Below are 26328 nucleotides of genomic sequence, written 5' to 3' on the forward strand. Positions count from 1 at the left end.
TGCACCCGAAATACCATGCGACAGCGGGGCGAAAAACCGCTATATCGGCATAAAATCATGCGGAAATGGAATGATACAGCGCCGCCTTCTGCCCAACACCCCCGCACTTCTGGCCTTCGATGCGCTGGCCCGAACCGGCAGCTTCACCGCCGCCGCGCGCGATCTCGGCCAGACGCAGGGGGCCATCTCGCGGCAGGTGGCGCAGCTCGAAGGTCAGCTCGGCGTGCCGCTCGTCGACCGCAGCTCCCGCGCCGCCGGCCTGACCGAAGCCGGCACCGCCTATGCCCGCGCTGCGCGCGCCGCCCTCGATGTGCTGGGCCGTGGCGCGATGGAAGCGCTGGGGCGCACGCAGGAACAAGGCCTGCGCCTTGCCATCCTGCCGACCTTCGGCACCCGCTGGCTGATGCCCCGCATCCCCCGCTTCGTGCGCCGCCACCCTGAGGTCACGCTGCATTTCACCACCCGCATCGGCCGCTTCGATCTGCGCGCCGAGGGCATCGACGCCGCCATCCACTCCGGTCGCGGCGACTGGCCCGGTGCGCGCCTCACCTTGCTGATGGCCGAGCACCTGCTTCCCGTCGCCGCCCCCGGCACCCCTGCCGTGCTCGGCCAGCCGCTGCTCGCCCTGACCAGCCGCCCGCAAGCCTGGCCTGACTGGTGGGCGCACGAAACCATGCTCGGCCCCCTGCCCGCGCCCTCGATGCGTCTGGAACATGTGGCGACGCTGGCGCAGGCCGCAGCCTCGGGTATGGGCGTCGCCCTCATGCCCGCATTTCTCATCCGCCCCGAACTCGACAGCGGCGCGCTCATCGCGCTTGGCCCCGAAACGCCGTCAGGTTTCGGCTATTACTTCGCCGAACCCGAACCCACCCTAGGCCACAAACCCAATCCTGCCGTCGCGCAGCTCCGCGACTGGCTGCTCACCGAGACCGACCGCGACACCGTCGCCTGATCCTCACCTTGCCCCAAATACGCAACTTTTTCTGGTGAACGGGGAGGTCCGGAGGGGGAGCCTGCTTCCCCTCCGGGCGGGTGCGGGTGGCAACCCGCGCGGGCGCGAGGGGGGTCAATCCCCCCGAGCGCCCGCCCTGCCCGGGATCAGCAACGACGCATCGCCATAGGAAAAGAACCGGTAGCGCGCTTCGATCGCATGCGCATAGATCGCCCTCACCGTCTCGAACCCCATCAGGGCCGCGACCAGCATCAGCAGCGTCGACTTTGGCAGATGGAAATTGGTCATCAACCCGTCGACCGCGTGGAAGGTGAACCCCGGATAGATGAAAATATCCGTCTCACCCCGCCACGGCTCGACCACGCCCGACCGCGCGGCGCTTTCGATCAGCCGCAGCGCTGTGGTCCCCACGGCGATCACCCGCCCGCCTGCCGCTTTCGTCGCGTTGATCTCGGCGGCGGCCTGTTCTGTCACCTCGCCCCATTCGGCATGCATCCGGTGGGTTGTCACATCCTCGACCTTGACCGGCAGGAACGTCCCCGCGCCGACATGCAGCGTCACTTCGGTGAAGGACACACCCTTGGCGCGCAGCGCTGCCAGCAACGCTCCATCGAAATGCAGGCTGGCCGTGGGGGCCGCGACAGCACCCCGCTCGCGGGCAAAGACCGTCTGGTAATCCTCGGCGTCCTGCGCATCGGCGGGGCGGCGGCTCTCGATATAGGGCGGCAGCGGCATGCGCCCCGCCAGATCGACCGCCGCGTCAAAGTCGGCGCCGGTCAGATCGAAGGCCAGCACCGCCTCGGTCTCTTCCTTGCGCGAAACCGTTGCGTCCAGCCCCTGCCCGAACGACACCCGGTCGCCCACCGCCAGCTTGCGCAGCGGGCGGGCCAGCACGCGCCAGCCGCCGTCGGGCTCGGGGTTGAGCAGTGTCGCCTCGATCCGCGCGCGGCCTGAGCCGTCTTTTGTGTCGCGCACCCGCTCGCCGAACAGGCGCGCGGGGATCACCCGCGTGTTGTTCAGGATCAGCCGGTCACCGGGTTGCAGGATCTCCAGCAGGTCCGACACCTGCCGGTCGTGCATCGCGTCGCCGTCAACATGCAGCAACCGGGCCGTCGGGCGGGGTTTGACCGGCCGCGTTGCGATCAGTTCTTCGGGCAGGTCGAAGTCGAAATCACTGAGTTTCACGCGCGCCACACTCCAAGATTGACCAGATGATCATAAACCGTTTCCGTGCCGCTGCTTTCCAGATGTAGGCTACAGTTTCAACCCGAAGCGACACAGGCTGCACCATGCACCCCACCATCCAAGCCTTCCACGACGCGGTTCTGGCCAAGGACGATACGGGCCTCTTGCCGCTCTTTGCTCAGGATATCCGCTTCTTGCCGCCGACCTACTGGAAGACATGGACCGGTAACCGCGCCGTGGCCGCCGTGCTCGGCCATGTGACTGCGATCTTCACCGATTTCACCTATCGCCGTGTCCTGGGTGACGGGCGCGACTGGATGCTGGAGTTTCACTGCAAGGTTGAGGGGCTCGATGCCGTCGGGGTTGATCTGATCACGCTGAACGATGACGGTTTGATGCAGGAATTCGAGGTGGTCATGCGGCCCTACAAGACAGTCGGCGCGCTGCGCGCGGCGATGATGGCCCGTATCGCAAAAGACCCGGGCTTCGCCGCCTTCCGCGATGCACTGCGCTAGGCGGAAACCCGACGCTTTGCGCTTAAAGTGCGCGGCTACCCCTTTAACCCTGACCCGCAGGCACTAAAATTAAGCCCAAGGCAACAGGAGTTCCCCCATGATTATCGGCGAAACCGCCCCCGACTTTACCGCCCCCACGCAGAATGGCGAGGATCTGACCCTGTCGGATCTGCGCGGCCAGCCTGTGGTGCTTTACTTCTATCCCAAGGACGACACCCCCGGCTGCACCCAGGAAGCCAAGGATTTCACCGAACTGGGCCACCAGTTCGAGGCCGCCGGCGCCAAGGTCATCGGCATCAGCAAGGACACCGTCGCCAAGCACGAGAAGTTCGCGCTGAAATACGATCTGGGCGTCACGCTGGTCTCGGATGCCGAGGGTGAGATCTGCGAGCAATACGGCGTCTGGGGCGAAAAGAAGAACTACGGCAAGACCTATATGGGCATCACCCGCGCCACTTTCCTGATCGACGGCGAAGGGCGCCTCGCGCGTGAGTGGCCCAAGGTCAAGGTTGCGGGCCACGCCGAAGAGGTGCTGGACGCCGTCAAGGAGATGGTCAGCCCCGCCTGATCCCCCTGCCCACCCTTGCCTGCACAGCAAGGGCACGATATCAGACCGAGCAACGTGTGGGGGCCAAATCGGCCCCCTCCGCTTTGAGATACAGGTGACCGAATGCGCGCAGAAACCCAGACCACCATCGAGGCGATCCGCAAGTCTCTGAACCTGCTGGCGCAGCGTATGGACTGGGACACGGCCAAGCACCGGCTTGAAGAATTCGACGCGATGATCGAAGACCCGAACCTGTGGAACGATCAGGAGCGGGCACAAAAGCTGATGCGCGACCGCCAGCAGCTGATGGAGGCGCTTGGCACCTATGAGAGCATCGCCCGTGATCTCAGCGACAACATGGAGCTGATCGAGCTGGGCGAGATGGAGGACGACGACGCGGTCGTCGCCGAGGCCGAGGCGGCGCTCAAGGTTCTGGGTGAGAAAGCGGCGGCAAAAGAGCTGGAAGCCCTGCTCGACGGCGAGGCCGACAGCAACGACACCTTCTTGGAAATCAACGCCGGTGCCGGTGGGACAGAAGCCTGCGACTGGGCCTCGATGCTGCAACGGATGTATGTGCGGTGGGCTGAGAAACGCGGCTACAAGGTCGAACTGCAATCCGAGGAAGCCGGGTCCGAGGCCGGGACAAAATCCTGCGCCTACAAGATTTCCGGGCATAACGCCTATGGCTGGCTGAAATCCGAAAGCGGCGTGCACCGGCTGGTGCGGATCTCGCCCTTTGGCAAAGGCACGCGCGAGACGTCCTTTGCGTCGGTCTGGGTCTATCCGGTGGTCGATGACAACATCGAGATCGAAGTTGCCCCCAACGACATCCGTATCGACACGTATCGCTCATCCGGTGCGGGCGGCCAGCACGTCAACACCACCGACTCGGCGGTGCGGATCACCCACCATCCCACCGGGATTGTCGTTACCAGTTCGGAAAAGTCACAGCACCAGAACCGGGACATCGCCATGAAGGCGCTGAAGTCGCGGCTTTATCAGATGGAGCTGGACAAGCGGAACGCGGCGATCAACGAGGCGCATGAGAGCAAAGGCAGCGCGGGCTGGGGCAACCAGATCCGCAGTTATGTCCTGCAGCCCTATCAGATGGTCAAGGATCTGCGGACCAATCACGAGACGTCGGATACCCAAGGCGTTCTCGATGGCGCTCTGGACGGCTTCATGGCCGCCACGCTGGCGCAGCAGGTCTCAGGCAAAAGCCGGGCCGACGCGCGCGACGCCGACTAAGGCACGCTTACAGCTTGATGCCGGGCAGATGACGGGCAAGGCGCGAGTAGTCTTGCACTTTGGGAGCCTTGCGGCGGTCGCCCAGCGTGATCGTGGCTTCAATGCGGGTGATGGCCATCAGGTCATCATACAGGTCCAAAGCGGGGCGGGCGGTGTCTTGGCGAAACATGGCAGCGTCTCCGATTTTGGCGCCACCAATCTGGCGCTTGTACCGTAAGAACGTTTGAGAACGCCAAAAGGTTCAAAAAAACTGCCCCATCGGCGTCAAGGTCTTGTGCGCCCTGCCCGTCAGACCCCCAACATCCCCCGGATATCCGGCAGTAACGACGCCGCGATAGCACCGATCACCACCCCCAAAATGATCCGCACCATCCCCGAGCGCAGCCTGCCCGCCGCAAAGCTCAAGGCTGCACAGATCGTCGCGTAGTACACGGCGGTGACGGGATCCATCGGCACTCTCCCTGAAACGGTGACGCTGCTCAGCTTGCCACGCCCTGCCCCGTCGGCAAAGCTGATTGCGCCGTCTCGGCGCTGTGGTAGCCTTCTGCCGCGCGCGACTGACCGAGGGAGGCTTCCATGACCGACACCCCACACCCCGACCCCGAGCTGCGGCCTGTCGAGGCGTCCACCATCCCCGACCCCGAACGCATCACGCTGGCCACCCTGCGCGACGTGCTGGCGCTGGGGTGGCGCGATTTCGCCCGTGCGCCGCTGTACGGCCTACTGTTCAGCGCGTTCTATGTGCTGGGCGGGATCATCCTGTACACGATCTTTTACGCCTCGGCGGCGGAATACTGGTTCATCCCTATCGCCGTCGGCTTTCCCATCCTCGCCCCCTTCGCCGCAACGGGGCTCTATGAGGTCAGTCGCAGGCTGGACGCGGGCGAGGCACTCGGCCTGAGCTCGGTCGCGTTGATCGTCTTTGCGCAAAAGGACCGGCAGGTGCCGTCGATGGCAATGTTCATCCTGTTGGTGTTCATGTTCTGGGTGTTCATGGCGCACACGATCTTTGCGCTGTTCTTTGGTCTGTCACCGATCACCGGCTCGACGTTGAGCATGCTGTTCAGCGGCAACGGGTTGATGATGCTGCTGGTCGGGTCGGCCGTCGGCGGGGTGATGGCCTCGCTGTTCTTTGCGCTGACCGTGGTCAGCCTGCCGCTGCTCTTGGACCGCGAGGTGGATTTCATCAGCGCGATGATCGCCAGCTTTGCCTGCGTAACGACCAATCCGCTGGTGATGGCCCTGTGGGCGGCAATCATAGCGGCATCGCTGTTCCTCAGCATGGTGCCGCTGTTCCTGGGCCTGTTCATCGCCCTGCCGGTGTTTGGCCACGCGACGTGGCATCTCTACCGGCGATTGCTGCCGCAAGACGCCTGAACCCATGCAAAACGGGGGGCCACAAGGCCCCCCGCTTCAAATTCTGCATCCGGTAATTACTGGCCCGGTTTGGCATCCATCGGCGCCTTGGGGGCTGCCGGGCGCGACGATTCAGCCGGGGCCTGCGGGCGCGACTGCGGTGCGGCAGCGGGCTGCGGTGCCTGCGCTGCAGGGCGCGGCGCTGCCGATTGCGCGGACGAGGCCGACGACTGCGAGCCTGCGGCCAGCGGATCGTCCTGACGCTGCACGGAACCCTCGAAATGGGCACCCGATTCGATGGCGATGGTCTTGTGGATGATGTCGCCCTCGACCCGAGCAGTCGAGGTCAGACGCACCTTGAGGCCGCGCACGCGGCCAATGACGCGGCCGTTGATCACGATGTCATCGGCGACGATCTCACCGCGGATCGTGGCGCTTTCGCCCACGGTCAGCAGATGGGCGCGGATGTCGCCATCAACGACACCCTCGATAACCACGTCACCCGAGGTGCGCATGTTGCCCGAGATCTGCAAATCAGCCGACAGGACAGACGCCGCGGGCTTGGGTTTCGGTGCAGACGCGCTACCGGCATTGCTGCCCATCTCCATCGAGGGACGCGGAACCGGCGTCGAGGTCGGCGCGGGGCCAGCCTCTGGCGCGCGGGCATTGTCGCTGCGACCCGTGGATTCGTTGATCCTGCTCTTAGAAAACATTCTGTGCTGCCCTTATGTAAGTCATGGGGTTTATGGGGTTGCCGGCAACGCGGATCTCATAGTGCAGGTGCACACCCGTGGATCGGCCCGTGTTTCCCATAGCACCAACCCGCTCCCCGCGCGAGACCCTTTGGCCAACGCTCACGGCGATACTACTCATATGCGCATAGCGCGTCTCAAAACCAAAGTCGTGCTGGACGATGACGATATTGCCGTACCCGCTCTGACGCCCGGCGAAACTGACCGTGCCGTCGGCGGTGCTATGGATCGGCGTCCCGCGCGAGCCCCCGAAATCCTGACCCGCGTGCAACCGGCGACCGCCGGTGATCGGATCACGCCGATAGCCATAGGGCGAGTTGACGCGAACATGGTCCACCGGCAGCGCAAAAGGCGTGCGTCGCAAGGCGATGCGGTAGGTATCAATCTCTTCGAGCGCGGCCAGAACCGAGTTGGCGCGCACCTCATCCGACAGCGGATCCAGCGTTCCCGATGTCGAGATCGAGATCGGCCGCAGCGATGCCGAGCGCGTCTGATAGCCCGCGCGCACCTGCCGCAACAGGGTTTCGGTGGACAGTCCCGCCGCGCTGAACATGCGTTCCAGCGGCTGCATGGATGTCTCGACGGCCTGCTCAAGTTGCGTAAAAATGCGCGTATTACGATCCTGGATCAGGCGGTATTCCATCGCCAGATGCTGGGCTTCGCGCGTAGCATCATCGGCAACCGCGCCCATCGATTCGCGTTCAAGCGCGGTGCGGTCCAGTGCGGCCAGCACGAAGTCGAGCGTCTGCTCGACCTCTTCCAGATGCGCGGTTGTGTCTTCCAGTTCGGAATCCGCATCGCGGGCTTCCAGCTCGGCCAGTTCGGTCGTCGCCGCATCGCGCTGTTCATTCGTCGTGCGCAGGGTCGCTTGCAACGCGTCGATACCGCGTGCCAGTTCCGCATTGCGCTGCTCGCCTTCCAGCAAGCTGGTCTGCATGTGCCCGACGCGGTCCATCGCTTCGCCAAAACGCTGATGGGCCGCCTGCGCTTCGGACAGGGCCCGGTCACGCTGCGCGGCCATATCGTTCAGCCGGGTTTCGAAATAGCTTTGTTCGCGCCGTGCGTTTTCGCGCAGATCGTTCGATCCGACCACTGAATAGAACAAGATCGAGGTCGCGATCAGGCTCCACGCCATATAGCCCGCCGTCCCGGTCAAGATCACGGCCTGGGCGGCGGGTTTCAATCGGACAAAGCGCGTGCTCGTTTCCGAACGCAGGAACAGCCGTTTTTCAGGCAGATACCGCTCCAGCGTGAGGTTAAGACGGTCGATAAAGGCCCTCACGGGTCCCCCTACAGCTTGTTCGCCATTGACAATCCCCCGCAGTCACGGCGCGGGTTATTTCGCGTTTTTGTTAACGACCGCACCACCCGCAGGCAACAACTTAACCCCCGGGTTCCCTGCTCGTCGGCGAATGATCGCCGTATCGGCAAAAAACCGCCGACTTTGAGTCCCTTACGGGCGATCACGCAGGTGTCAGACCTGCACGGTGGTTAACGGGTGAGTCGCGCGGCGTTGGCGGGGTGCTCGTCGGCAAGGGGCCAGTAAAAGTCCGGGGGGATCCCGGCCTCGGCGCGCTTTTCCTCGTTGAACGGCGGCTTCAGCGCGCCGTGGAAATAGCGCCGGACCAGATCATGGAAGGCTTCCTTGGGGTCGATGTCGGCACGGCCGCACAAAAAGTGGAACCACTTTGACCCATAGGCAACGTGGCTGACCTCCTCGGCATAGATGGTTTCCAGCGCGGCAACGGCAGACTCGACACCCGCCTTTCGGAAGATTTCGATCATGCCGGGGGTCACATCCAGACCGCGCGCTTCCAGCACCATCGGCACCACAGCAAGCCGCCCCAGAAAGTCATCCTTGGTATCCGCCGCCGCGCGCCACATGGAAGCATGGGCAGGCAACGCGCCATAATGGCTGCCAAGGCTTTCCAGAACATCACAGACAAGGTTGTAATGCTTTGACTCTTCCGCCGCCGACTTCACCCAGTCATCATAGAACCCCATCGGCATCTTGGTGCCCGTGAAGCGTGCGATGATGTCCCAGTGCAGATCGACCGCGTTCAGCTCGATATGCGCAACCGCATGCAGCAGCGCGATCCGCCCGGCAAGCGAGCCTGTCCGGCGGCGCGGCATGTCGCGCGGGTCCAGCAGTTCGGGCTGCGCGGGCCGCGCCGGGTTGAGCGGCGGGTTGCCCTGCCCAATGGGCATCGGCGTGCCTGCCGCGCGCGCGGCGAACCATGCCTCGGCGCAGCGTTTTGACAGCGCGGTTTTCTCGCGCCCTTCGGCGGTGTTCAGCACCGCATCGGCGCAGGCAGCGAGGGTCTGCGGCAGGTCGGTCATTCTTCGTCGGCCAGCGCGATCAGGGCAGCCCCGGCTTCGACCTGCTGGCCGGCCTTGGCCAGCACTTCGGCCACTGTGCCGTCGCGGCCTGCGGTCAGGGTGTGTTCCATCTTCATCGCCTCCAGAATCGCCAGTCGCGCGCCCTTTTCCACCACATCGCCCGCGTTGACAAACACCGCCTTCACCATGCCCGGCATCGGCGCCAGCACGACGCCGGCCCCTGCCCCGGCGTCGGCATCCACGGCCAGCGGATCAGGCCGGGTGAACTGCACGGTATGAGCGCCAAAGACCGAGACAGCAGGGCCAACCACCTGCGCATCGCTGGCGGCGCGCTGGCCGTTGATCCACCACGCCCCGGCGCGGCGTTCTGCGGTCAGCGTGGCGTCGCCGACGCGCACGGCCCACTCCTTCCCGACGCGCGCCACAGCGCAGTCCCAACGCGCCTCGCCGCGTTCCAGAACGACGGCCTGCCAGAGCGGTGTCCACAGCGCAAAGCCCTGCAGATCGCCCTGCCCCGCGCCCATCGCCGCCAGCGCGGCCAAGGCCACGGTCGCATCGGCAACCGCGGGTTCGGCGGTCAGGGCGTCCAGATCGCGCCCGATCAGCCCGGTATCCACCTCACCCGCGCAGAACCCTTCGTGCCGGGTCAGCGCGCCCAGAAACGCGAGGTTCGTCACGGACCCCGCCACCTGCGTACCCTCCAGCGCCGCACGCAGTTTCGACAAAGCGATGGCCCGCGTCGCGCCATGGGTAATCACCTTGGCGATCATCGGATCGTACCACGGGCTGATCGTATCGCCCTCGCGCACACCGCTGTCGATACGCGCGCCCTCAGGGAAACGCAGATGCGCGAGCGTGCCGGTGGCGGGCAGGAAACCGGCTGGGACGTCTTCGGCATAGAGCCGCGCCTCGAACGCGTGGCCGGTGATCGTCAGATCTTCCTGGGCGCAAGGCAGGCTTTCGCCCGATGCCACCCGCAGCTGCCATTCCACCAGATCGACGCCGGTGATCGCCTCGGTCACCGGATGCTCAACCTGCAGACGGGTGTTCATCTCCATGAACCAGAACCCGTCGGGCCGCAGGCCGTTCGAGCCATCGACGATGAACTCGACCGTGCCCGCGCCCTTGTAGCCAATCGCTTCGGCCGCGCGCACGGCGGCGGTGCCCATGGCCAAGCGCATCTCGGCGGTCATGCTGGGGGCTGGCGCTTCCTCGATCACCTTCTGGTGGCGGCGTTGCAGCGAGCAGTCGCGCTCGAACAGGTGCACCGCGCTTGTGCCGTCGCCAAACACCTGCACCTCGATGTGGCGCGGCTGCTGGATGTATTTCTCGATCAGCACGGCGGAATTGCCGAACGCAGTCGCAGCCTCACCCTGCGCGCTGGCCAGTGCGTCGGCGAAGTCCTTCGACCGCTCGACCAGCCGCATGCCCTTGCCACCACCGCCCGCGACGGCCTTGATCAGCACCGGATAGCCGATCTCATCCGCCGCCGCCTGCAGGTGGGCGGGGTCCTGATTGGCTCCCATATAGCCCGGCACAATCGGCACGCCCGCTTTTTCCATCAGCGCCTTGGCGGCATCCTTGAGCCCCATGGCCCGGATCGCACTGGCCGAGGGGCCAATGAAGACGAGCCCCGCCGCCTCGACCGCGTCGACGAACTCGGGGTTCTCGGACAAGAACCCATAGCCGGGATGGATCGCCTGCGCACCGGTATCGAGTGCGGCCTGAATGATCCGCTCGCCGCGCAGATAGCTGTCAGCCGGGCGCGGCCCGCCGATGAGCACGGCCTGATCGGCCATCGCCACATGCGCGGCCCCGGCGTCGGCCTCGGAATACACGGCGACGCTGCGCAGGCCGAGGGCACGGGCGCTGCGGATCACGCGGCAGGCGATTTCACCCCGGTTGGCGATCAGGATCGTGTCGAACATGGCGTTGCTCCTTGGCGGATACCGGACAAAAGGGCATTGCCCCCCGGCGCTGTGACGCCGTGGTCCGTGCGGGATGTGTCAGGGGAAAAGACGCGCGACGGCGCGGTGCAGCGGCTTAACCCGCGCAGTGATCGCGGGACGTGCGGCGCAGAGCGTGATTGACCGAGTGCCCGTCGACATAGGCGATCGCGACATTGGCATTGGGCCGGATGGTGAAATCCAGATCGTCCGCGAACCAGACGCGCAAGCGCAGCGCCGTTTGGGCGCGAAGCCCCGCCCAGGCCTCGGGCAGGCAGCGTGCGCCCAGAATAGGCGCTGCAGGCACACCCAGAAGCTGGACTGTCATCACGGCATTCGTCAGCTCCTGCGGCTGTTCGCGCGGCGGTGCGACGATGGAGGCAAGGCTGATATCGGTCCGCGTCGCAGGCTCGGGTTCGCCGCATTGCACCAGCAGCGTATTGCCGTTGACCACTGACAGCAGACGGCACTCCCGCCCGGTCGATCCGCGCAGTCCGGCCATGAGGTCCAGCAAGGGCGGTGCCACCAACAGCAACACAGGGACCAGCAGCAACCAGCGTCGCGACGGTCGCCAGCGATGAAAGCGCAGCCTTTGGTCCTGACGGGAGTAGCCTTGTCCTGCTGCACCGCCGCGCGGATCGAAGGGATCGCCCCGCCCGACAAGCCGGGGTTTTGAGCGTTTCCAAAAGAAGCGGGGCACAAGGGTCATGTTCCCCTTGCTGCCGTGAGTCTTCGGCGAAAATACGGCGCAAAGAGCCTGAATTTCCGAATGAGTCACTCTTTGTCGATAAGTCCAGGACAGAGGGCGACCCTTCCGAGGAATTAACCACGTTTGCGCGTGGAACGTGGTCGCGCCACTGTCCGGTGCGCGGCGCGGCAGAGGCGCTTGCAAAGCTATCGGTCCATCGGAAGCGAGGCTGCGCCATGCCCCGTCCCTTACATGCGGAACACGCCAAAGCGCGTCTCCTCGATCGGTGCATTCAGCGCGGCGCTCAGCGACAGCGAAAGCACATCGCGCGTGCGGCGCGGGTCGATGATCCCGTCGTCCCACAACCGGGCCGAGGCATAGAGCGGGTGGCTTTGGCGCTCGAACATCTCGATGGTGGGGCGCTTGAACTCGGCCTCTTCCTCGGCGCTCCAACTGTTGCCCGCGCGCTCGATCCCTTCGCGTCGCACCGTCGCCAACACCCCCGCCGCCTGCTCGCCGCCCATCACCGAAATGCGGCTGTTGGGCCAGCTCCAAAGGAAACGCGGCTGATAGGCGCGCCCGGACATGCCATAGTTCCCCGCCCCGAACGAGCCGCCGACCATCAGCGTGATCTTGGGCACCGAGGTTGTCGCCACTGCCGTCACCAGTTTGGCCCCGTGGCGCGCGATGCCCTCGTTTTCGTATTTCCGGCCGACCATGAAGCCGGTGATGTTCTGCAAGAACACCAAGGGGATCTTGCGCTGCGAGCACAGTTCGACGAAATGCGCACCCTTCACGGCGGCTTCCGAGAACAGCACGCCGTTGTTGGCGATGATGCCGACCGGGCAGCCCTTCACATGGGCAAAGCCGGTGACCAGCGTCTCGCCAAAGCGCGGCTTGAACTCGTCAAAGCGCGAGCCGTCGACCGTGCGGGCAATGATTTCGCGGATGTCATAGGGCGTGCGCAGGTCGGCGGGCACGGCGCCGAGGATCTCGTCAGGATCATAGGCCGGCTCTTCAACGCTCGCCCATTGCACCGTCTCGGGCTTGCGGCGGTTCAGATGGCCGATGGCGCGGCGCGCCAGCGCCAGCGCATGCGCGTCATCCTCGGCCAGATAATCCGCCACGCCCGACAGCCGGGTGTGCACATCGCCACCGCCCAGATCCTCGGCTGTGACCACCTCACCGGTCGCCGCCTTGACCAGCGGCGGCCCGGCCAGAAAGATCGTGCCCTGATTTTTAACGATGATCGTCACGTCCGACATCGCGGGCACATAGGCCCCGCCCGCGGTACACGAGCCCATCACCACCGCGATCTGCGGAATGCCGCGCGCCGACATGTTGGCTTGGTTATAGAAGATGCGGCCAAAATGGTCGCGGTCGGGGAACACCTCGTCCTGATTGGGCAGGTTCGCGCCGCCGCTGTCGACCAGATAGACGCAAGGCAGATTGTTCTCGGCGGCGATCTCCTGTGCACGCAGGTGTTTCTTGACGGTCATCGGGTAATAGGTGCCGCCCTTCACCGTGGCATCGTTGCACACCACCATGACCTCATGGCCCATCACCCGGCCGATCCCGGCGATCACCCCGGCACCGGGGGCAGCCCCATCGTAAAGCCCATGCGCTGCCGTCGCGCCGATCTCAAGGAAGGGCGAGCCGGGGTCAAGCAGGTTGGCCACCCGGTCGCGCGGCAACATCTTGCCCCGGCTGACATGGCGGGCGCGGGCCTTGTCGCCGCCGCCCTGCCCTGCGGCCTCGGCGGCCTGTTGCACCAGCGCCAGCGCGTCGAGATGCGCGGCACGGTTGGATTTAAAGGCATCGGAGCCGGTGAGGATGTGGGATGTGATCTTCATATGTTTGCCCCAGCAATGGACCATGCGCCGAATATTATAGCGAAGAGGCTAAGCAAACCAAAAGCATGAGAAAATACAAACGTGAGTGAGATAAATTTTGAAGCAGCACCATGGTCGCTTGGCGGCAAAACTGTATCATCTCCTTTAATAAAAACTGCTTGATAGTATCGGTGCCGAGCACCTCTTTGCGTCTCGAGACTCCTTATGATGTATTGAAAATTAATATGAGCTAAGTATATCGAAGCACTGGCGAATACCAAGCCGAAAATAAAACACTTTGCAGAGGAAAGAAGAAGTGAAGGTGGAATGGCGGTGATATTGCTAAAAAGTGTTGGAACCAATAGCAAGCCTCCGCCGCTGAATAGGAAAAGATTCCGGTAGATTATCTTTCCGTATTCAATGCTTTCTGAAGTAAATAACGAAATCTGATTTTCGAAAATCTCTCGGTCATCACGAACCGCTTTTTCGAATAATTCCTGCATGTTATTTCGGTCCGGCGTCATTCTCTAATCTCCCTTTCCGCTTGCAACTTCAAGTTCCTGCGGATGATCTTTCCGGTCAGCGTCATTGGCAGTTCATTCACAAACCTAACCTCGCGCGGGACCAGATGGGCGGACAGGCGCGTGCGGATATGGGTTTGCAACTCGACTTCGGTCACCTCGGCCCCCTCGTTGAGCACAACATGCGCACGGATGCGTTCGGTGCGCTCGGGGTCGGGCACGCCGATCACGGCGGCCATGGCAACGGCGGGGTGACGCAGCAGGCAATCCTCGATCTCGGCCGGGCCGATGCGGTAACCGGCCGAGGTGATCACGTCATCCTCGCGCCCGACAAAGCGCAGATAGCCCTGCTCCCAAAGCCCCCGGTCGCCGGTCAGCATCCAGTCGCCGCGGAATTTCTCGGCGGTGGCTTCGGGCCGGTTCCAGTAGCCCAGAAACATCGATGCCGAGCCGCGCTTCACCGCGATATCGCCCTCAACCCCGTCGCCCAACGGGCCGTCCCGCCCCAGCACGGCCAGCGCATGCCCCGGCACCGGTTTGCCGATGCAGCCGGGGCGCGGTGGGAACAAAGACCCGGCGGAGGAGGCAATCATATTGCCCTCGGTCTGGCCGTAGAATTCGTTGATCTGCAAGCCGAACGCCCGCTGGCCCCAGTCCAGCATCTCGGCCCCCAGCGGCTCGCCGCCCGAAGCAACCGAGCGCAGCCCCGGCAACGCCATATCCGCCGAGCGCAGCAGTTTCAGCGCGGTTGGCGGGAAGAACACGTTGCGCACACCGCCCTCGCGGATCACTTCGCGCGCGGCTTGTGCGGTGAATTTGGGCAAGCGCGCAGCGACCACCGGCACCCCCAGCGCCAGCCCCGGCATCAGCACATCGAACAACCCGCCGATCCACGCCCAGTCGGCAGGGGTCCAGAGCACGTCGCCGGGCTGGCCCAGCCGGTCGTGGCTGATCTCGACGCCGGGCAGATGGCCGGACAGCACGCGGTGACCGTGCAGCGCGCCCTTGGGCGCGCCCGTGGTGCCCGAGGTGTAGATCAGCACGGCAGGGTCTTCGGGGCCGGTGTCGACGGGTTCAAGATCGGTGTCGTGCAGCGAAACCAGTTCGGGGATATGCGCGGTGACAGCAAGCGCGCTCAGCAGCGCCGCCCCTTCGCCGTCGGTGATCACATGGGTCACACCCGAATCGCCCAGCCTTGAGTGCAGCGCGTCGGGGCCAAAGAGCTTGAACAGCGGCAGGCTGATCGCGCCCAGCGTCCAGATCGCCAGATGCGCGGCGGCGGTCCACGGGTCTTGCGCGCGCAGCACGCCAACCCGGTCGCCACGCGTGACGCCCCGGTCGGCCAGATAGCCCGCCAGCGCCCGCACCCGCCACGCCAGATCGCCATAGCTGACATCGCGCCGCTCGCCCTGTGACAGGTCAATGATCGCCAGCCGGTTCGGCTGGTCAAGCCAGTCGAAGCACGCCTGCCGCGCCATGTTCAGGCGCGCGGGCAAGGCCCAGTCGAAACCGGCACAAAGGGCGTCATAGCCGCCGACAGCCGGAAGCGTCGGACCCCGGCTCATCCTGCCTGCTCACTCAGCCACGCGGCGCGCATTGCCCTGTCACCCTTCGGTCAGCATCTGGCGAAGGCTGCGCAACTGAATCGTGCGCTCGGCGGTCATCTGCATCTGGCAATCCGCCCCGGAAATCTGGCGCATCGACCCGGCACCATAGACCGCGTAGCTCATCGCGCAATTGGTATCGCGAAAGGCAATCCACGCGCGCTGCGCCTCGCGCAAGCGATCCGCGCGCACGGCGAATTCCGGGCTTTGATCGCGCTCGGCGTCATCCATCGTGGCGGCTGCGGCACGGGCGCTCTGGTATTCGGCGTTCAGCAGCGTGTCCCAGGCGTCTCGCTCGGCGAGAAGGCATGACATCATGCCGACCGTGGTCTCTCCATCGGGTGCGCCTTCAAAACACGCAGCGGCGCCGTTCCCGATGCAGGCGTTGTCACCCGATGCAAGGCACTCGGGGACGCCGTTCATGTAGCTGTCATAGGGGGCCTGCGCGCTGGCGGGTGCAGCCAGCAGGATCAACAGAGCAAACAGTTTCATGGCATTCCCTCTTCAAGTCGCTTGCGTAGCCGCTTGACGACAGTGTCGCGGGCTTTCGCGGTTAGAAATTCGGTCGGAATCCGCGACAGAAAGCTTGCGCGCTCGCCGGTGCGATAGTCCTTCGCAGGCAGGCGTCTCCGGTCGTCACCCTCGATGAACTCTAACAAATCCTCAGCGGTCGAGCGAGACGGTGCCCACAAGGCCTTTCCCCTGTAGTCAATCTGAAAGAAATACTCGGCAGGCAGATCAACAAAACGCGCCTCGACCGTCCCGCAGCGCAAGCAGGTCACCACTGCTTCAGTGGCTTCGCCGGTTGCGGTCTGTCTCGTGTTTGCCCGCCAGGGAGCATGGTTCCACCTGTAGGTCAGCGGCAAGTCCAGATCGTGGATCGACGGCGCGCCGCGTCCCGGCTGATACCGCACCCGAACGTCAGCTTCGGTTTCAGGAATCCGCTGGACCGTCAGCCATGGCTTCTGGTCGAACAAGGAAACATCGTCAGGCTTGATCGGGCAATAATAGGTTGTGTCGTGCAGCGCCGGTCCACGGCACGCGCTGCACGACACAACAGGATCATGACGCCGTGATGAGGTGTCCTGGCCCATGGCTCAGCTCATTGATCCCATCAGTTCACGACCCACCAGCATGCGGCGGATTTCCGACGTGCCCGCACCGATCTCCATCAGCTTGGCATCGCGGAACAAGCGGCTGACGGCGCTGTCATTCATGAACCCCGCCCCACCCATCGCCTGCACCGCCTGATGCGCCTGCACCATCGCCTGTTCGCTGGCGTAAAGGCAGCAGGCGGCGGCATCGGCGCGGGTGACTTCGCCGCGATCGCAGGCCTTGGCGACCTCGTACACATAGGCGCGCGCCGAGTTCAGCGCGGTGTACATATCCGCGATCTTGCCCTGCATCAGCTGGAAATTCCCGATGGGCTGGCCGAATTGCTTGCGCTCGGTCACATAGGGCATGACCTCATCGAGACAGGCCGCCATGATCCCCGGCCCGATGGCGGCCAGCACCACGCGCTCATAGTCCAGCCCCGACATCAGCACGCGCACGCCGCGCCCTTCTTCGCCGAGGATGTTCTCGAACGGCACCTCGACGTCTTCAAACACCAGCTCGGCGGTGTTCGAGCCGCGCATGCCCAGCTTGTCGAAATGCGCGCTGGTCGAGAAGCCCTTCATGGTTTTCTCGATCAGGAAGGCCGTGATCCCCTTGGATCCCGCCGCCGGATCGGTCTTGGCATAGACGACCAGCGTGTCGGCATCGGGGCCGTTGGTGATCCAGTATTTCGTACCGTTCAGCACGAAGCGGTCGTTCTTTTTCTCGGCCCGCAGGGTCATCGAGACCACATCCGACCCCGCCCCCGCTTCAGACATCGCCAAGGCACCGACGTGCTTGCCGCTGACCAGACCGGGCAGGTATTTCGCCTTCTGCTCGTCCGAGCCGTTCAGTTTGATCTGGTTCACACACAGATTGGAATGCGCGCCATAGCTCAAGCTGATCGAAGCCGAGGCACGGGCGATTTCCTCGACCGCGACGGCGTGGGCCAGATAGCCCATACCCGCGCCGCCGTACTCCTCGGACACGGTGATGCCCAGCAGACCCATGTCGCCCAGTTCGGTCCACAGCGCGTTGGGGAAGGCGTTGGTGCGGTCGGTCTCGGCCGCCAGCGGCTTGATGCGGTCTTGCGCGAAACGGTGCACGGCGTCGCGCAGCGCGTTCACATCCTCGCCCAGGTCGAATTTCATTGATGCGGTGAACATGGTCGCTTCCCTCCCCGGAATTGAACGCTTGTTCATTAAATACCGGGATGCCCGGATTCGGTCAAACTAATTCCCGTCGCCCTCGGCGGATGGCACGCCGTGACGTAGCGACGCGCGGCGGCGTCCGGGGCGTTCGCCCTCGCCAATCGGGGTGGCATCAAGCCACGCACGCTCATCCGCGCGATCAGCCCGGCGCACGGCGGCGTTGTCGGTGCCCCATGGGCGGGGCCGGGTTTTCAGACCTTCGGGCTGCAGCGCCGCGTCTTCCGGGGCGAGTGCCAGCGCCGCCTTGTCCAGCCGCCTGAGGCTGCGGTTGCCCGCCGCCTTGATCCGAGGTGCGTTCTTGCGCGAGGCCTTGTCGGACGAATTGGAACAGATCTTGCGCTGGCGGGCGTTGGTCTTGGCCTTTTCGCGGGCCGGATCGCGGGGTTTGTCACGCATTCTTGTGCCTCCTCGCCGCTCAAAAAGCCACGCGCTGCGTGACGGTGCAACCAACGATTGCGTCAGCGGAAGATCAGCAGCGTCGTGACCGCCAGCAACACCGCCATGATGCGCAAGAACACTTTCCACGCCGTGGGTGCGGCCAGAAGCGCGGTCAGCAGCGATCCGGCGGCGGTCCAGAACAGGCAGACCATAAGGTTGAGCGACGAAAACGCCGTGGCAAGGCGCGCGGCCTCGAACCACGCTTCCTGCCCCGCGCCGTAACCGGCTGAAGCGGCGAAGGCGACGGCCCAGACCTTGGGGTTGATCCACTGGAACAGCACCGCCCCAAAGAATGACAGCGGCTTGTCGTCCGGATCAGCGGCCTTGCGCGGCTTGGACGAGGCTTGCCAGAGACCCCAGGCCATCCACAGGATGAAACCGCCTGCCCCCAGTCGCAGCAATAGGTTGAGCAGCGATGACGCCTGCACCGCCGCGCCCACGCCCATCGCCGTGACCCCGGCGGTGATGCCGACGCCGACCACGACACCGAACAGATGCGGCAGCGTGCGCAGGAAACCAAACCGCGCGCCCGAGGCGGTGAGCATGATCACATTCGGCCCCGGCGTGAACAGGCCAAGAAAGACGAAGCCATAGAGCAGCGGATCGAAAAACATGGCAGGCTCCATGGAAAAACGGGCGGCAGGGTCTCTGCCGCCCGGATACTGCGTTCAGTGCCTTAGGTTCTATTCGCCAAGGACGAAACTTGGCAACCACAGAACGATATGCGGGAAGATCACACACAGGATAAGCCCCAGGACCTGAAGCATCACGAAGGGGATGATGCCTTTGTAGATCATCTGGATCTTGACCTCGGGCGGTGCGACACCTTTGAGGTAGAACAGCGCAAAGCCAAACGGTGGTGTCAGGAAGCTGGTCTGCAGGTTCACCGCGACAAGGATCAGGAACCAGATCACGATCGGCTCGGAAATCCCCGGCCACGCACCGACATGCCCGCCGAAATCGAGCAAGGCCACGATGGGCGCAAAGATCGGCAGCACGATCAGCGTGATCTCGATCCAGTCAAAGAAGAACCCCAGTGCAAACACCATGGCCATCAGCACGAAGAGGATCGACCACGGGCCCGCCGACGAGTTCTGGATGAACTCGACGATCAGATGCTCGCCGCCGGTCGCCTTGAACACAAAGCTGAACGCGGTGGCGCCGACGAAGATGCCGAACAGCATCGCCCCGGTCAGGGACGAGCGGTAGCACACATCCTTGAACGTCTCCCAGGTCAGGCGGCGGTTGAACGCGGCCAGCACCACCGACCCTGCCGCGCCCACGCCCGAGGCTTCGGTCGGTGTGGCGAGCCCGGCAAAGATCGAACCCAGCACCGCCGTGATCAACAGGATCGGCGGCAGGAACGAGCGGAAGATCATCTTCCACAGCTCGGCCCGCGTCGAAGGGCCAATGTCATCGGGCATCGGCGGGGCCAGATGCGGCTTCCAGCGGCAGAGCAGAAAGATATAGACGGTGTAGAGCACCGCCAGCATCAACCCCGGCAGGACGGCGGCAATGAACACCGTGCCGACCGGCACCGACAGCAGGTCGGACATGATGACCAGCATGATCGACGGCGGGATCAGGATGCCCAGCGTGCCCGAGGCGGCAATGGTGCCGGTGGCCAGCGGGATCGAGTAATTCGCCTTCATCATCACCGGCAGCGCCATCAGCGTCATCATCACGACCGAAGCCCCGATAATCCCCGTGGTGGCCGCCATGATCGTGCCCATCAGCGTGACCGACAGCGCCAGACCACCCGGCACCCGGCGCAAAAGCACTTGCAGCGCTTCCAGCAGGTCCGCCGCGACGCCGGATTTCTCCAGCATCGTGCCCATGAAGGTGAACATCGGGATCGCCACCAGCACCAGACTGGCCATCGTCCCGCCGTAGATCCTGAGCGGGATCAGCTGGATCTGGTCCAGCCGGAAGACCCCGGCCCAGTCGCCCAGCACCGCAAAGAGCAGGGCGACGCCACCAAGGATGAAGGCGACCGGGTAGCCGCTGAAAAGCACCAGAGCCAGCACGCCGAACATGATCAGCGGCATGAGGTAAATGAGAGTGTCCATGCGTTTCCCCGATCAGGCCTCGGCCGCCTGGCCGTGTTGGGTGTCACCCGCGTATTGCCCCGACTCGGCGCGCATACTGGCCGGGCCGAACAGATAGACCACGCATTTCAGCGCCGCCGACAGGCCCGCGAGAGCCACGAAGACGAAGCCGAGCGGCAGCATCCCCTTGATGATGAAGCGATACGGCAAGCCGGTCAGCGCATCCGACCCCTCGCCGATGTTATAGGCGCGCAGGGCGTTCTCGCTGCCGTATTCGATGACGACATAGCAATAGGGCACCATGAACAAGAGCGCGCCGAACAGCTCGATCCACGCCCGTGTGCGCGGGCGCAGCGTGTCGCGCACCAGCTCGATGCGCACATGCGCGTCATGGACATAGCCATAACCCAACGCCAGCAGGAACAGCGTGGCGTGCAAGTGCCACTCCATTTCCTGCAAACGGGTCGAGGTGAAGGTCTTGTACCAGTCGGTGTTGGTGAAATCCGGGCTCCAGCCCAGATATTTCCGCTGGATGACGTCATAGAGGATGATCAGCATCATCGGCAGGAACAAAAACGCCGCCGCCTTGCCGACGGTCGTGCAGGCCGCTGCCAGCCCGCGCGAGGCGTCCATCATGTAGCGAAACGCGCCCACCGCTGCGCCGCGCAGGGCCAGCACGGCAAGCACCAGAAAGAACACCGTCGCCGCGATCAAGAGCGGTTTGGCATAGGGCACCAGCGGTTCGAAGAAATCGAGCGTGACCTGCGCCTCTTCCCAACCATCGCGCTGTCGGCGCACCAGTCGGGCCAGCTGGTTCAGCTGTGTCGTGGTCAGGGCCAGCGGCGTGGAAAACATGATGGATGACCAGCCCAGCAGCGATGCCGCCATAAACCAGCCCGGTCCCGACTTGAGCAGCCAGGCTCCGATATGCGAAACGATGATCACACCCAGCGCGTAAAACACCAGCATCGGCGTCGGATCGAGGACGACGATGACGGCGGATGCCATCAGGGTAATGATCGACAGTAGCGTGCCCATGGCGTGCCTGCCCCTTCGATGTCTGCAGAACAGTCAGGGCGTCCCGTGACCGGGACGCCCCTTGGTGTCAGATCGTCAGGCGATCAGTCCAGATAGGCCAGATCGCGCCAGCGGACATAGTTCTGGCGGAAGGTGGTGTAGCTCTCGTAGACGCGGGCGAAATCTTCGTCCTCGGCGACCAGCTCGGCGGCAACCTCGTCCCAGGCAGCTTGCAGCCCGGCCAGTTCCTCATCCGTCCAGCGGTGGATCTGCACGCCGTGCTCTTCCTCCAGCTCGCGCAGCGCGTCGACCTGAATCGCTTCGCCCTCGGCCAGACCATAGGCGATGTTGGCGTCGCACACGGTGTTGATCATCAGCTGCGTGCGCTCGTCCAGGCTTTCCCACAGGTCGAGGTTGATCATCAGATCAAAGAAGGTCGACTGCTGGTGCCAGCCCGGGAAGTAGTAGTGCGACGCAACCTGATAGAAGCCGAGGTTAAGGTCGATGGCGGGCATCGAGAACTCGGTCGCATCAATGGTGCCCAGTTCCAGCGCCGGGAAGATGTCGCCACCGGCCAAGAGCTGCGTCGACACGCCCATGCGCTCCATGACCTTGGCGCCAAGGCCAAAGAAACGCATGCTCAGACCGCGCAGATCCTCAAGCGAGGTGATCTCTTCGCGGAACCAGCCCGAGGCTTCGGGCGCGATGACGGCGCAGATGATCGACTTGATGTTGTGGGGCTCGTACAGCTCTTCAAGGAACTGCTCGCCGCCGCCGAACTTCAGCCATGCCAGATATTCCGAGGCGCGCGGACCAAAGGGCACAGCCGCCAAGAGCTGCAGCGCAGGCACACGACCCGCCCAGTAACCGGGGGTGGACCAACCGGCTTCCACCGCGCCCGAACCCACAGCGTCAAACACTTCGAGCGCCGGCACAACGCCGCCCGGATTCTGGAAGGTCACGGTGATGTCGCCGCCGGTGATCGCGGTGATCTGCTCGGCAATGCGGATGCCCAACGTGCCCAGTTGCGGCAGCGAGCCGGGATAGGTGGATTGCAGGTTCCAGGTCTGCTGAGCCTGCGCGCCACCGGCGAACAGGCTGGCGACCAAGGCAGAAGTGGTCAGAATTTTTTTCATGTCTCTCTCCCTGAGAGCGGTCATTGTCCAGGCGGAGTTCCCTTCTCCGTCCCGGCGGCCGCCTTTTTTAACGACTGTGAAGGCAAACCTTGTGTGATCACCGCCGTGCCCCTCCTCAGGGTGCGCCCGCGTCACAGCCGTCCTCCACACTCAAAGAGGTAAAACTTTCTTACCAATCTGTCCAAGAAAAAATTGGCCGCGGTCAGGCTTTCTGACTCAACGGTCGCGTGGCGTCAGCGACAGCCAGATCCCGTCTTGCGAGCGGACGGTCAACTGCGCCACCGGGCGGGGGTTTTGCCCTCGACCGTCGCCACACGCAGCGCCCGCACGATCATTGCCAGCAACAGCGGTCCCTCGACCATGGCGAACCCTGCCCCCGGACAGGCGCGTGGACCCGATGAAAACGGGATGAACCCGTCCCGCGCCGCGGCCCGCCCTTCAGGCGTTTGCCAGCGATGAGGGCAAAACGCGTCGGCATCCTTCCAGATCGTCGGATTTCGCCCCAGATGCCACGGGCTGAGGACCACCTGCGCCCCCGCCTCGACCTTGCGCCCGCGAAATTCAACCGGGCACGCGGCCTCACGCACCATCATCGGGACTGGCGGATACAGGCGGAGCGCCTCGCGGAACACATCACGCGCCAGTTTCAGGCGGCTGACCGCGCTGAAATCTTCGCGGCCGCCCAGCTCTCGCGCTGCTTCCTCGGCCAGACGGTCCTGCAAGCCTGGGTCCAATGCCAGCAGATACAGCGCCCAGCCAAGGGCCGAGGCCGAGGTCTCGTACCCGGCCAGAAAGAACACTGCCACCTGATCGACCATCTCGGCATCATCGAAGGGCTTGCCGTCGACCGGGTCTACGGTGGTCATGATCTTGGTCGCCAGATCATCGGGTGCCACCCCCGCCGCAATCGCGGCGCGGCGGGCCGAGACCAGATCGCGGATCAGCGCGCGGATACGCTGCGCTGCTTTCACCGTCGCACGGCGGTGAAACTTCGGCATCCAGCGCGGCAGGGGCAGAAAGGCCGCAAGGTTCAGCAGCGGCTGCGTGCCCTGATAGGCACGGAACGCCTGAAAGACGGCTGTGGCCGTGGTGTCCTCGATCGGCACCGAAAACAGCGTGCGAAAGACCACATCCGCCGTCGAATGGCTCATCTGCGCTTCGATATCGAGCGGCCCCTGCCCGGCCAGCGCGTGCAACCGCGTCACCGTTGCCGCGCCCGCCGCCCGGATCGCCGGGTAGGTATCGCGCAGCCGACCGCCTTCGAACGCCGGGTCGATGATGCGGCGCTGACGCTGCCACGCGGCTCCGTTGGTCAGAAAGACACCCTGCCCCAGCAACGGCTCCAACCCCGCCACCATGCGCGGCGACTTGGGGAAGTTGAGCGGCTCTTCGCTCAGAACCCGCCGCCACAGGGAGGGCTCGTTTACCAGAAACGTGTGCAGGAACGGGATGCGAAACTCGGCCATCTTGGCGCGGTACAGGCGCTCGGGGTTCGCCGACAGAATATCGCGCCGGAACGAGCGCAGATAGCGCCAGAAGGCAAACCGCCCTTCGCGCGCGGGCGGCTTGGGCGGGATGATCGGGCTCACGCAACGCTCCGATGCGGCGAGAACGCGCGGCGCTCCACCTGTGGCGAGGGTGCGCGGTCCCGGTAACGGTCGGCCAGCAGCACGGGGCCTGCCGTGATCTGGAAATAGTCGTAGTCGCGGGGCCGGTCGAAGGCGGCAAGGTACTGGAAATGCACCTGAAAGAACTTGCGCCGGATGCGGTGCCACTTCTCGGCGCTCAACGCTTCCGAGAACGCGGCCGAGAAGACCAGTGGCTGATGCGTCTGGGCGTTGGCCACGCCGCAAACCCCCGCCGGATCGGTCAGCCAGAAACACACGCCATCGCCTTTGGCACTCACATCGACCCAGGTGATCGCGGAACTTCCGGCCACCTGCTGCACATCCGCCCGCAACCGCTGCGCATCGGGCAGGAAAGCCTGCATCGGGATCGCCTGACCCAGCGTGAGCAGCGCCAGTTTCGCGCCGCTGACGGGAACCCCCCGCCGCTCGACCGCCGCCGCCAGCGTCACCGCCAGCGCGGCACCCGAGGAATGGCCGATGATCAACACCTCCTCCGCGCCGTCGGTCAGCGCCTCGGTGACCAGATCGGCGAAATGGTCGAGCCGGGCCTGCAGTTCCGGGCTGTACGCGCCGTTGTGCGCCGCGACCTCGGCAAAATCATAAAGCAGGTAATAGGCGTAGAATTTGGCATCCAACCGACGGAACGCCGCCAGAAAGCCGCCGACAATCCCCACGCCCAGAACCGCGCCCATAAGATGCGCAGCCCAGCCACCGACAAACGCTGCAAGCCCCCACCACACCATCCCCGCCACAAACAGCGCAAGCAGCAACTGCCCCAGCAACATCCCCACGGGCCAGGCGGCCGTGAGCATCGACAAGGGCCGGAACCGCAGCATCGCCGGGATCGCGCCGGTGCGCAGGAAGGTCCACAAGGTGCGAACGAGCAGCAGGTAGGTCGCAACGATTCCGCGCTCCATGCTGGCACGGACCAGATCGGCCCAGACCAAGACGTCGATCTGCGCCTCGGTTTCGAGACCGTCGATGGCGGTGTGGACCTGCCAGGCATAGCGCCCCTCGGCCTTGGGGGCTGGCTGCAGGGTCAAGGTATAGCCCGAGATTGCCGCCTGCGCCGGCCCCTCGCGGCGATACAGCTCGCGGTAGCGCCGGGGTGGGAACGGGTCGTACCCGGGCACGTAAAACACCCGCCGTCTGCGCACTTGTCCCACCGTGCCGCTCATACTCGCCCCACCGTTTTGACAGCTACGCTACGCCAAAGGCCTGCCGCTGGGAACCCGGAAGCGAAGCGAGGGGGCCAGCCCCCTCTGCGCTGACGCGCATTCACCCCCGGGATATTTCAAGAGCAAAGAGGCGCATGGTTAACAGGTCGCTAATTAGCATTTTCTGTCTGAAAATATCCACGGGAGGAGTCCAGAGGTGGGGGCGTGCCCCCTCCTCTGGCGCGGGGGCGCGGGGGGCGAGCAGCCCCCCGCCTTACCCGATCTGGCCGAGGAACGGGAACACATCCAGCAGCCAGAACGAGAACGAGGCCATCGCGCCGGTAATCAATGCGATCCCGACCACCACCAGCAACACGCCCATGACCTTTTCGATCATCCCCATCCACGGCTTGATCCGGTTCATCAGCCCGATCGCGCGGGTGATGAAGATCGCGGCCAGCAGGAACGGCAGGCCGAGGCCCACCGCATACGCCGCGAGCAGCGCGGTGCCACGGGTGACCGACCCTTCGCTCGCGGCCAGCGAGATGATCATGCCCAGAATCGGCCCGATGCACGGCGTCCAGCCAAACGCGAAGGCCAGGCCCAGCACATAGGCTCCAAAGGCCGATCCCCCGCGATTACCGGCCTCGAGCCGAGCCTCGCGCATCAGGAAGCCGATCCTGAACAGCCCGAGAAAATGCAGCCCCATGACGATCACCACGACCCCGGCGATCTGGGCGAAGGTCTCGCGGTATTCCAGAAACAGCCGGCCAAGGCTGGACGCCGTGAAGCCCAGCAGCAGGAACACCGTGCTCAGGCCCATGACGAAGAACAGCGCGGGCACGGTCGCGGCACTGGGGCCCTTCTTGCCATCGGTCAGCTCGCGCATCGAGATGCCCGACATATAGGCCAGATAAGGCGGCACGATGGGCAGCACGCAGGGGCTGAGAAACGACAACAGCCCGGCCAGCAGCGCGACGATCAGTGAGGGCAACAGGGCCGCGTCGAAAAGGTCGATGCCGAACATGGGCCAGACTCCGCTTGTGGCTTTCACCAATAAAGACGCGCCCCCCATTCGTCACGGGGGGCGCGGCTCACGTTCGTATCAGTGC

At 64.4% G+C, this 26328-nt stretch carries 26 protein-coding genes and 1 pseudogene; 5 read left to right on the plus strand and 22 right to left on the minus strand.

Annotated features, from left to right (window positions below; translation table 11 throughout):
• Nucleotides 1-70: 70 nt before the first annotated feature.
• Nucleotides 71-952 carry a LysR family transcriptional regulator gene (locus OKW52_RS13855; protein ID WP_264506240.1) on the plus strand — a complete coding sequence of 294 codons (882 nt, stop codon included), beginning with the start codon at nucleotides 71-73 and terminating at the stop codon, nucleotides 950-952.
• Nucleotides 953-1066: 114 nt separating this feature from the next.
• Here OKW52_RS13855 and queA read toward each other — a convergent pair whose 3' ends face one another.
• Nucleotides 1067-2137 (minus strand): tRNA preQ1(34) S-adenosylmethionine ribosyltransferase-isomerase QueA, encoded by a 1071-nt coding sequence (gene queA, locus OKW52_RS13860; RefSeq protein WP_264506241.1) that lies wholly within the window; start codon nucleotides 2135-2137, stop codon nucleotides 1067-1069.
• 104 nt (nucleotides 2138-2241) lie between these two features.
• Here queA and OKW52_RS13865 point away from each other — a divergent pair, with 104 nt between their 5' ends.
• The 3 genes from OKW52_RS13865 (at nucleotide 2242) to prfB (ending at nucleotide 4447) form a co-directional block, all read left to right on the plus strand.
• The gene (locus OKW52_RS13865) at nucleotides 2242-2652 is read left to right on the plus strand and encodes a nuclear transport factor 2 family protein (RefSeq protein ID WP_264506242.1); all 411 of its coding nucleotides are present in this window, start codon (nucleotides 2242-2244) and stop codon (nucleotides 2650-2652) included.
• A 97-nt stretch (nucleotides 2653-2749) separates the two neighbouring features.
• Nucleotides 2750-3220, plus strand: coding sequence for a thioredoxin-dependent thiol peroxidase (bcp, locus tag OKW52_RS13870; RefSeq protein ID WP_264506243.1), 471 nt, complete (start codon nucleotides 2750-2752; stop codon nucleotides 3218-3220).
• Between the two features lie 102 nt (nucleotides 3221-3322).
• Nucleotides 3323-4447 (plus strand): peptide chain release factor 2, encoded by a 1125-nt coding sequence (gene prfB / locus OKW52_RS13875; protein WP_264506244.1) that lies wholly within the window; start codon nucleotides 3323-3325, stop codon nucleotides 4445-4447.
• A gap of 7 nt (nucleotides 4448-4454) precedes the next feature.
• On the opposite strand, the gene OKW52_RS13880 is transcribed toward prfB, so the two are convergent.
• Both OKW52_RS13880 and OKW52_RS13885 read right to left on the minus strand, forming a co-directional pair.
• Nucleotides 4455-4616 (minus strand): hypothetical protein, encoded by a 162-nt coding sequence (locus OKW52_RS13880; RefSeq protein ID WP_264506245.1) that lies wholly within the window; start codon nucleotides 4614-4616, stop codon nucleotides 4455-4457.
• Between the two features lie 119 nt (nucleotides 4617-4735).
• A complete protein-coding gene (locus OKW52_RS13885) occupies nucleotides 4736-4897 on the minus strand; it encodes a hypothetical protein (RefSeq protein WP_264506246.1) in 162 nt (53 codons plus the stop codon).
• A gap of 126 nt (nucleotides 4898-5023) precedes the next feature.
• Here OKW52_RS13885 and OKW52_RS13890 point away from each other — a divergent pair, with 126 nt between their 5' ends.
• A complete protein-coding gene (locus OKW52_RS13890; protein WP_264506247.1) occupies nucleotides 5024-5824 on the plus strand; it encodes a DUF2189 domain-containing protein in 801 nt (266 codons plus the stop codon).
• Nucleotides 5825-5880: 56 nt separating this feature from the next.
• Here OKW52_RS13890 and OKW52_RS13895 read toward each other — a convergent pair whose 3' ends face one another.
• The 19 genes and pseudogenes from OKW52_RS13895 to OKW52_RS13985 all read right to left on the minus strand — a co-directional run bounded on the left by OKW52_RS13895 (nucleotide 5881) and on the right by OKW52_RS13985 (nucleotide 26243).
• Nucleotides 5881-6516, minus strand: coding sequence for a bactofilin family protein (locus OKW52_RS13895; protein WP_264506248.1), 636 nt, complete (start codon nucleotides 6514-6516; stop codon nucleotides 5881-5883).
• Nucleotides 6506-7837, minus strand: a complete 1332-nt coding sequence (locus OKW52_RS13900) for a DUF5930 domain-containing protein (RefSeq protein WP_264506249.1) — start codon at nucleotides 7835-7837, stop codon at nucleotides 6506-6508. Before OKW52_RS13900 ends, OKW52_RS13895 begins: the two co-directional genes overlap by 11 nt.
• A gap of 209 nt (nucleotides 7838-8046) precedes the next feature.
• Nucleotides 8047-8895, minus strand: coding sequence for a ferritin-like domain-containing protein (locus OKW52_RS13905; RefSeq protein WP_264506250.1), 849 nt, complete (start codon nucleotides 8893-8895; stop codon nucleotides 8047-8049).
• Entirely contained in the window at nucleotides 8892-10823 is a 1932-nt protein-coding gene (locus OKW52_RS13910; RefSeq protein ID WP_264506251.1) for an acetyl/propionyl/methylcrotonyl-CoA carboxylase subunit alpha, read from the minus strand. Before OKW52_RS13910 ends, OKW52_RS13905 begins: the two co-directional genes overlap by 4 nt.
• 115 nt (nucleotides 10824-10938) lie before the next feature.
• On the minus strand, nucleotides 10939-11550 hold the full coding sequence (locus OKW52_RS13915) for a hypothetical protein (RefSeq protein WP_264506252.1): 612 nt from the start codon (nucleotides 11548-11550) through the stop codon (nucleotides 10939-10941).
• 227 nt (nucleotides 11551-11777) lie between these two features.
• Nucleotides 11778-13382 (minus strand): carboxyl transferase domain-containing protein, encoded by a 1605-nt coding sequence (locus OKW52_RS13920; RefSeq protein ID WP_264506253.1) that lies wholly within the window; start codon nucleotides 13380-13382, stop codon nucleotides 11778-11780.
• Entirely contained in the window at nucleotides 13379-13885 is a 507-nt protein-coding gene (locus tag OKW52_RS13925; protein WP_264506254.1) for a hypothetical protein, read from the minus strand. Before OKW52_RS13925 ends, OKW52_RS13920 begins: the two co-directional genes overlap by 4 nt.
• A complete protein-coding gene (locus OKW52_RS13930) occupies nucleotides 13882-15447 on the minus strand; it encodes an AMP-binding protein (protein WP_264506255.1) in 1566 nt (521 codons plus the stop codon). Before OKW52_RS13930 ends, OKW52_RS13925 begins: the two co-directional genes overlap by 4 nt.
• 39 nt (nucleotides 15448-15486) lie before the next feature.
• Complete coding sequence (locus OKW52_RS13935; RefSeq protein ID WP_264506256.1) at nucleotides 15487-15978, minus strand: lysozyme inhibitor LprI family protein; 492 nt, start codon at nucleotides 15976-15978, stop codon at nucleotides 15487-15489.
• Entirely contained in the window at nucleotides 15975-16580 is a 606-nt protein-coding gene (locus OKW52_RS13940; protein ID WP_264506257.1) for a hypothetical protein, read from the minus strand. The genes OKW52_RS13935 and OKW52_RS13940 overlap by 4 nt, the downstream gene beginning before the upstream one ends.
• A 3-nt stretch (nucleotides 16581-16583) precedes the next feature.
• Nucleotides 16584-17747 (minus strand): isovaleryl-CoA dehydrogenase, encoded by a 1164-nt coding sequence (locus OKW52_RS13945; protein ID WP_264506258.1) that lies wholly within the window; start codon nucleotides 17745-17747, stop codon nucleotides 16584-16586.
• A 66-nt stretch (nucleotides 17748-17813) separates the two neighbouring features.
• On the minus strand, nucleotides 17814-18188 hold the full coding sequence (locus tag OKW52_RS13950) for a hypothetical protein (protein WP_264506259.1): 375 nt from the start codon (nucleotides 18186-18188) through the stop codon (nucleotides 17814-17816).
• A 62-nt stretch (nucleotides 18189-18250) separates the two neighbouring features.
• Nucleotides 18251-18844: a LysE family translocator gene (locus OKW52_RS13955; RefSeq protein ID WP_264506260.1), complete on the minus strand. Its 594-nt coding sequence runs from the start codon at nucleotides 18842-18844 to the stop codon at nucleotides 18251-18253.
• A 69-nt stretch (nucleotides 18845-18913) separates the two neighbouring features.
• Nucleotides 18914-20299, minus strand: a complete 1386-nt coding sequence (locus OKW52_RS13960; RefSeq protein WP_264506261.1) for a TRAP transporter large permease — start codon at nucleotides 20297-20299, stop codon at nucleotides 18914-18916.
• Nucleotides 20300-20311: 12 nt separating this feature from the next.
• Nucleotides 20312-21316: a TRAP transporter small permease subunit gene (locus OKW52_RS13965; RefSeq protein ID WP_264506262.1), complete on the minus strand. Its 1005-nt coding sequence runs from the start codon at nucleotides 21314-21316 to the stop codon at nucleotides 20312-20314.
• Nucleotides 21317-21399: 83 nt separating this feature from the next.
• Nucleotides 21400-22431, minus strand: coding sequence for a TRAP transporter substrate-binding protein (locus tag OKW52_RS13970; protein WP_264506263.1), 1032 nt, complete (start codon nucleotides 22429-22431; stop codon nucleotides 21400-21402).
• Between the two features lie 216 nt (nucleotides 22432-22647).
• Nucleotides 22648-24011 (minus strand): annotated as a pseudogene (locus OKW52_RS13975) (cytochrome P450).
• Nucleotides 24012-24016: 5 nt separating this feature from the next.
• Nucleotides 24017-25237 carry a thioesterase domain-containing protein gene (locus OKW52_RS13980; protein WP_264506264.1) on the minus strand — a complete coding sequence of 407 codons (1221 nt, stop codon included), beginning with the start codon at nucleotides 25235-25237 and terminating at the stop codon, nucleotides 24017-24019.
• 253 nt (nucleotides 25238-25490) lie between these two features.
• A complete protein-coding gene (locus OKW52_RS13985; RefSeq protein WP_264506265.1) occupies nucleotides 25491-26243 on the minus strand; it encodes a cytochrome c biogenesis CcdA family protein in 753 nt (250 codons plus the stop codon).
• Nucleotides 26244-26328: the final 85 nt, after the last annotated feature.

Source organism: Pararhodobacter zhoushanensis (assembly GCF_025949695.1).
Taxonomy (GTDB): Bacteria; Pseudomonadota; Alphaproteobacteria; order Rhodobacterales; family Rhodobacteraceae; genus Pararhodobacter; species Pararhodobacter zhoushanensis_A.

Excerpts from the sequence above, each read along its gene's own strand:
- prfB (WP_264506244.1), top strand. The coding sequence starts at position 3,323 with ATGCGCGCAGAAACCCAGACCACCATCGAGGCGATCCGCAAGTCTCTG.
- OKW52_RS13925 (WP_264506254.1), bottom strand. The coding sequence starts at position 13,885 with ATGACGCCGGACCGAAATAACATGCAGGAATTATTCGAAAAAGCGGTT.
- OKW52_RS13945 (WP_264506258.1), bottom strand. The coding sequence starts at position 17,747 with ATGTTCACCGCATCAATGAAATTCGACCTGGGCGAGGATGTGAACGCG.
- OKW52_RS13885 (WP_264506246.1), bottom strand. The coding sequence starts at position 4,897 with ATGGATCCCGTCACCGCCGTGTACTACGCGACGATCTGTGCAGCCTTG.
- OKW52_RS13950 (WP_264506259.1), bottom strand. The coding sequence starts at position 18,188 with ATGCGTGACAAACCCCGCGATCCGGCCCGCGAAAAGGCCAAGACCAAC.
- OKW52_RS13920 (WP_264506253.1), bottom strand. The coding sequence starts at position 13,382 with ATGAAGATCACATCCCACATCCTCACCGGCTCCGATGCCTTTAAATCC.
- OKW52_RS13965 (WP_264506262.1), bottom strand. The coding sequence starts at position 21,316 with ATGGGCACGCTACTGTCGATCATTACCCTGATGGCATCCGCCGTCATC.
- OKW52_RS13880 (WP_264506245.1), bottom strand. The coding sequence starts at position 4,616 with ATGTTTCGCCAAGACACCGCCCGCCCCGCTTTGGACCTGTATGATGAC.
- OKW52_RS13935 (WP_264506256.1), bottom strand. The coding sequence starts at position 15,978 with ATGAAACTGTTTGCTCTGTTGATCCTGCTGGCTGCACCCGCCAGCGCG.
- OKW52_RS13895 (WP_264506248.1), bottom strand. The coding sequence starts at position 6,516 with ATGTTTTCTAAGAGCAGGATCAACGAATCCACGGGTCGCAGCGACAAT.
- OKW52_RS13865 (WP_264506242.1), top strand. The coding sequence starts at position 2,242 with ATGCACCCCACCATCCAAGCCTTCCACGACGCGGTTCTGGCCAAGGAC.
- OKW52_RS13940 (WP_264506257.1), bottom strand. The coding sequence starts at position 16,580 with ATGGGCCAGGACACCTCATCACGGCGTCATGATCCTGTTGTGTCGTGC.
- OKW52_RS13955 (WP_264506260.1), bottom strand. The coding sequence starts at position 18,844 with ATGTTTTTCGATCCGCTGCTCTATGGCTTCGTCTTTCTTGGCCTGTTC.
- OKW52_RS13910 (WP_264506251.1), bottom strand. The coding sequence starts at position 10,823 with ATGTTCGACACGATCCTGATCGCCAACCGGGGTGAAATCGCCTGCCGC.
- OKW52_RS13915 (WP_264506252.1), bottom strand. The coding sequence starts at position 11,550 with ATGACCCTTGTGCCCCGCTTCTTTTGGAAACGCTCAAAACCCCGGCTT.
- OKW52_RS13970 (WP_264506263.1), bottom strand. The coding sequence starts at position 22,431 with ATGAAAAAAATTCTGACCACTTCTGCCTTGGTCGCCAGCCTGTTCGCC.
- OKW52_RS13980 (WP_264506264.1), bottom strand. The coding sequence starts at position 25,237 with ATGAGCGGCACGGTGGGACAAGTGCGCAGACGGCGGGTGTTTTACGTG.
- bcp (WP_264506243.1), top strand. The coding sequence starts at position 2,750 with ATGATTATCGGCGAAACCGCCCCCGACTTTACCGCCCCCACGCAGAAT.
- OKW52_RS13905 (WP_264506250.1), bottom strand. The coding sequence starts at position 8,895 with ATGACCGACCTGCCGCAGACCCTCGCTGCCTGCGCCGATGCGGTGCTG.
- OKW52_RS13960 (WP_264506261.1), bottom strand. The coding sequence starts at position 20,299 with ATGGACACTCTCATTTACCTCATGCCGCTGATCATGTTCGGCGTGCTG.
- OKW52_RS13930 (WP_264506255.1), bottom strand. The coding sequence starts at position 15,447 with ATGAGCCGGGGTCCGACGCTTCCGGCTGTCGGCGGCTATGACGCCCTT.
- OKW52_RS13855 (WP_264506240.1), top strand. The coding sequence starts at position 71 with ATGATACAGCGCCGCCTTCTGCCCAACACCCCCGCACTTCTGGCCTTC.
- OKW52_RS13890 (WP_264506247.1), top strand. The coding sequence starts at position 5,024 with ATGACCGACACCCCACACCCCGACCCCGAGCTGCGGCCTGTCGAGGCG.
- OKW52_RS13985 (WP_264506265.1), bottom strand. The coding sequence starts at position 26,243 with ATGTTCGGCATCGACCTTTTCGACGCGGCCCTGTTGCCCTCACTGATC.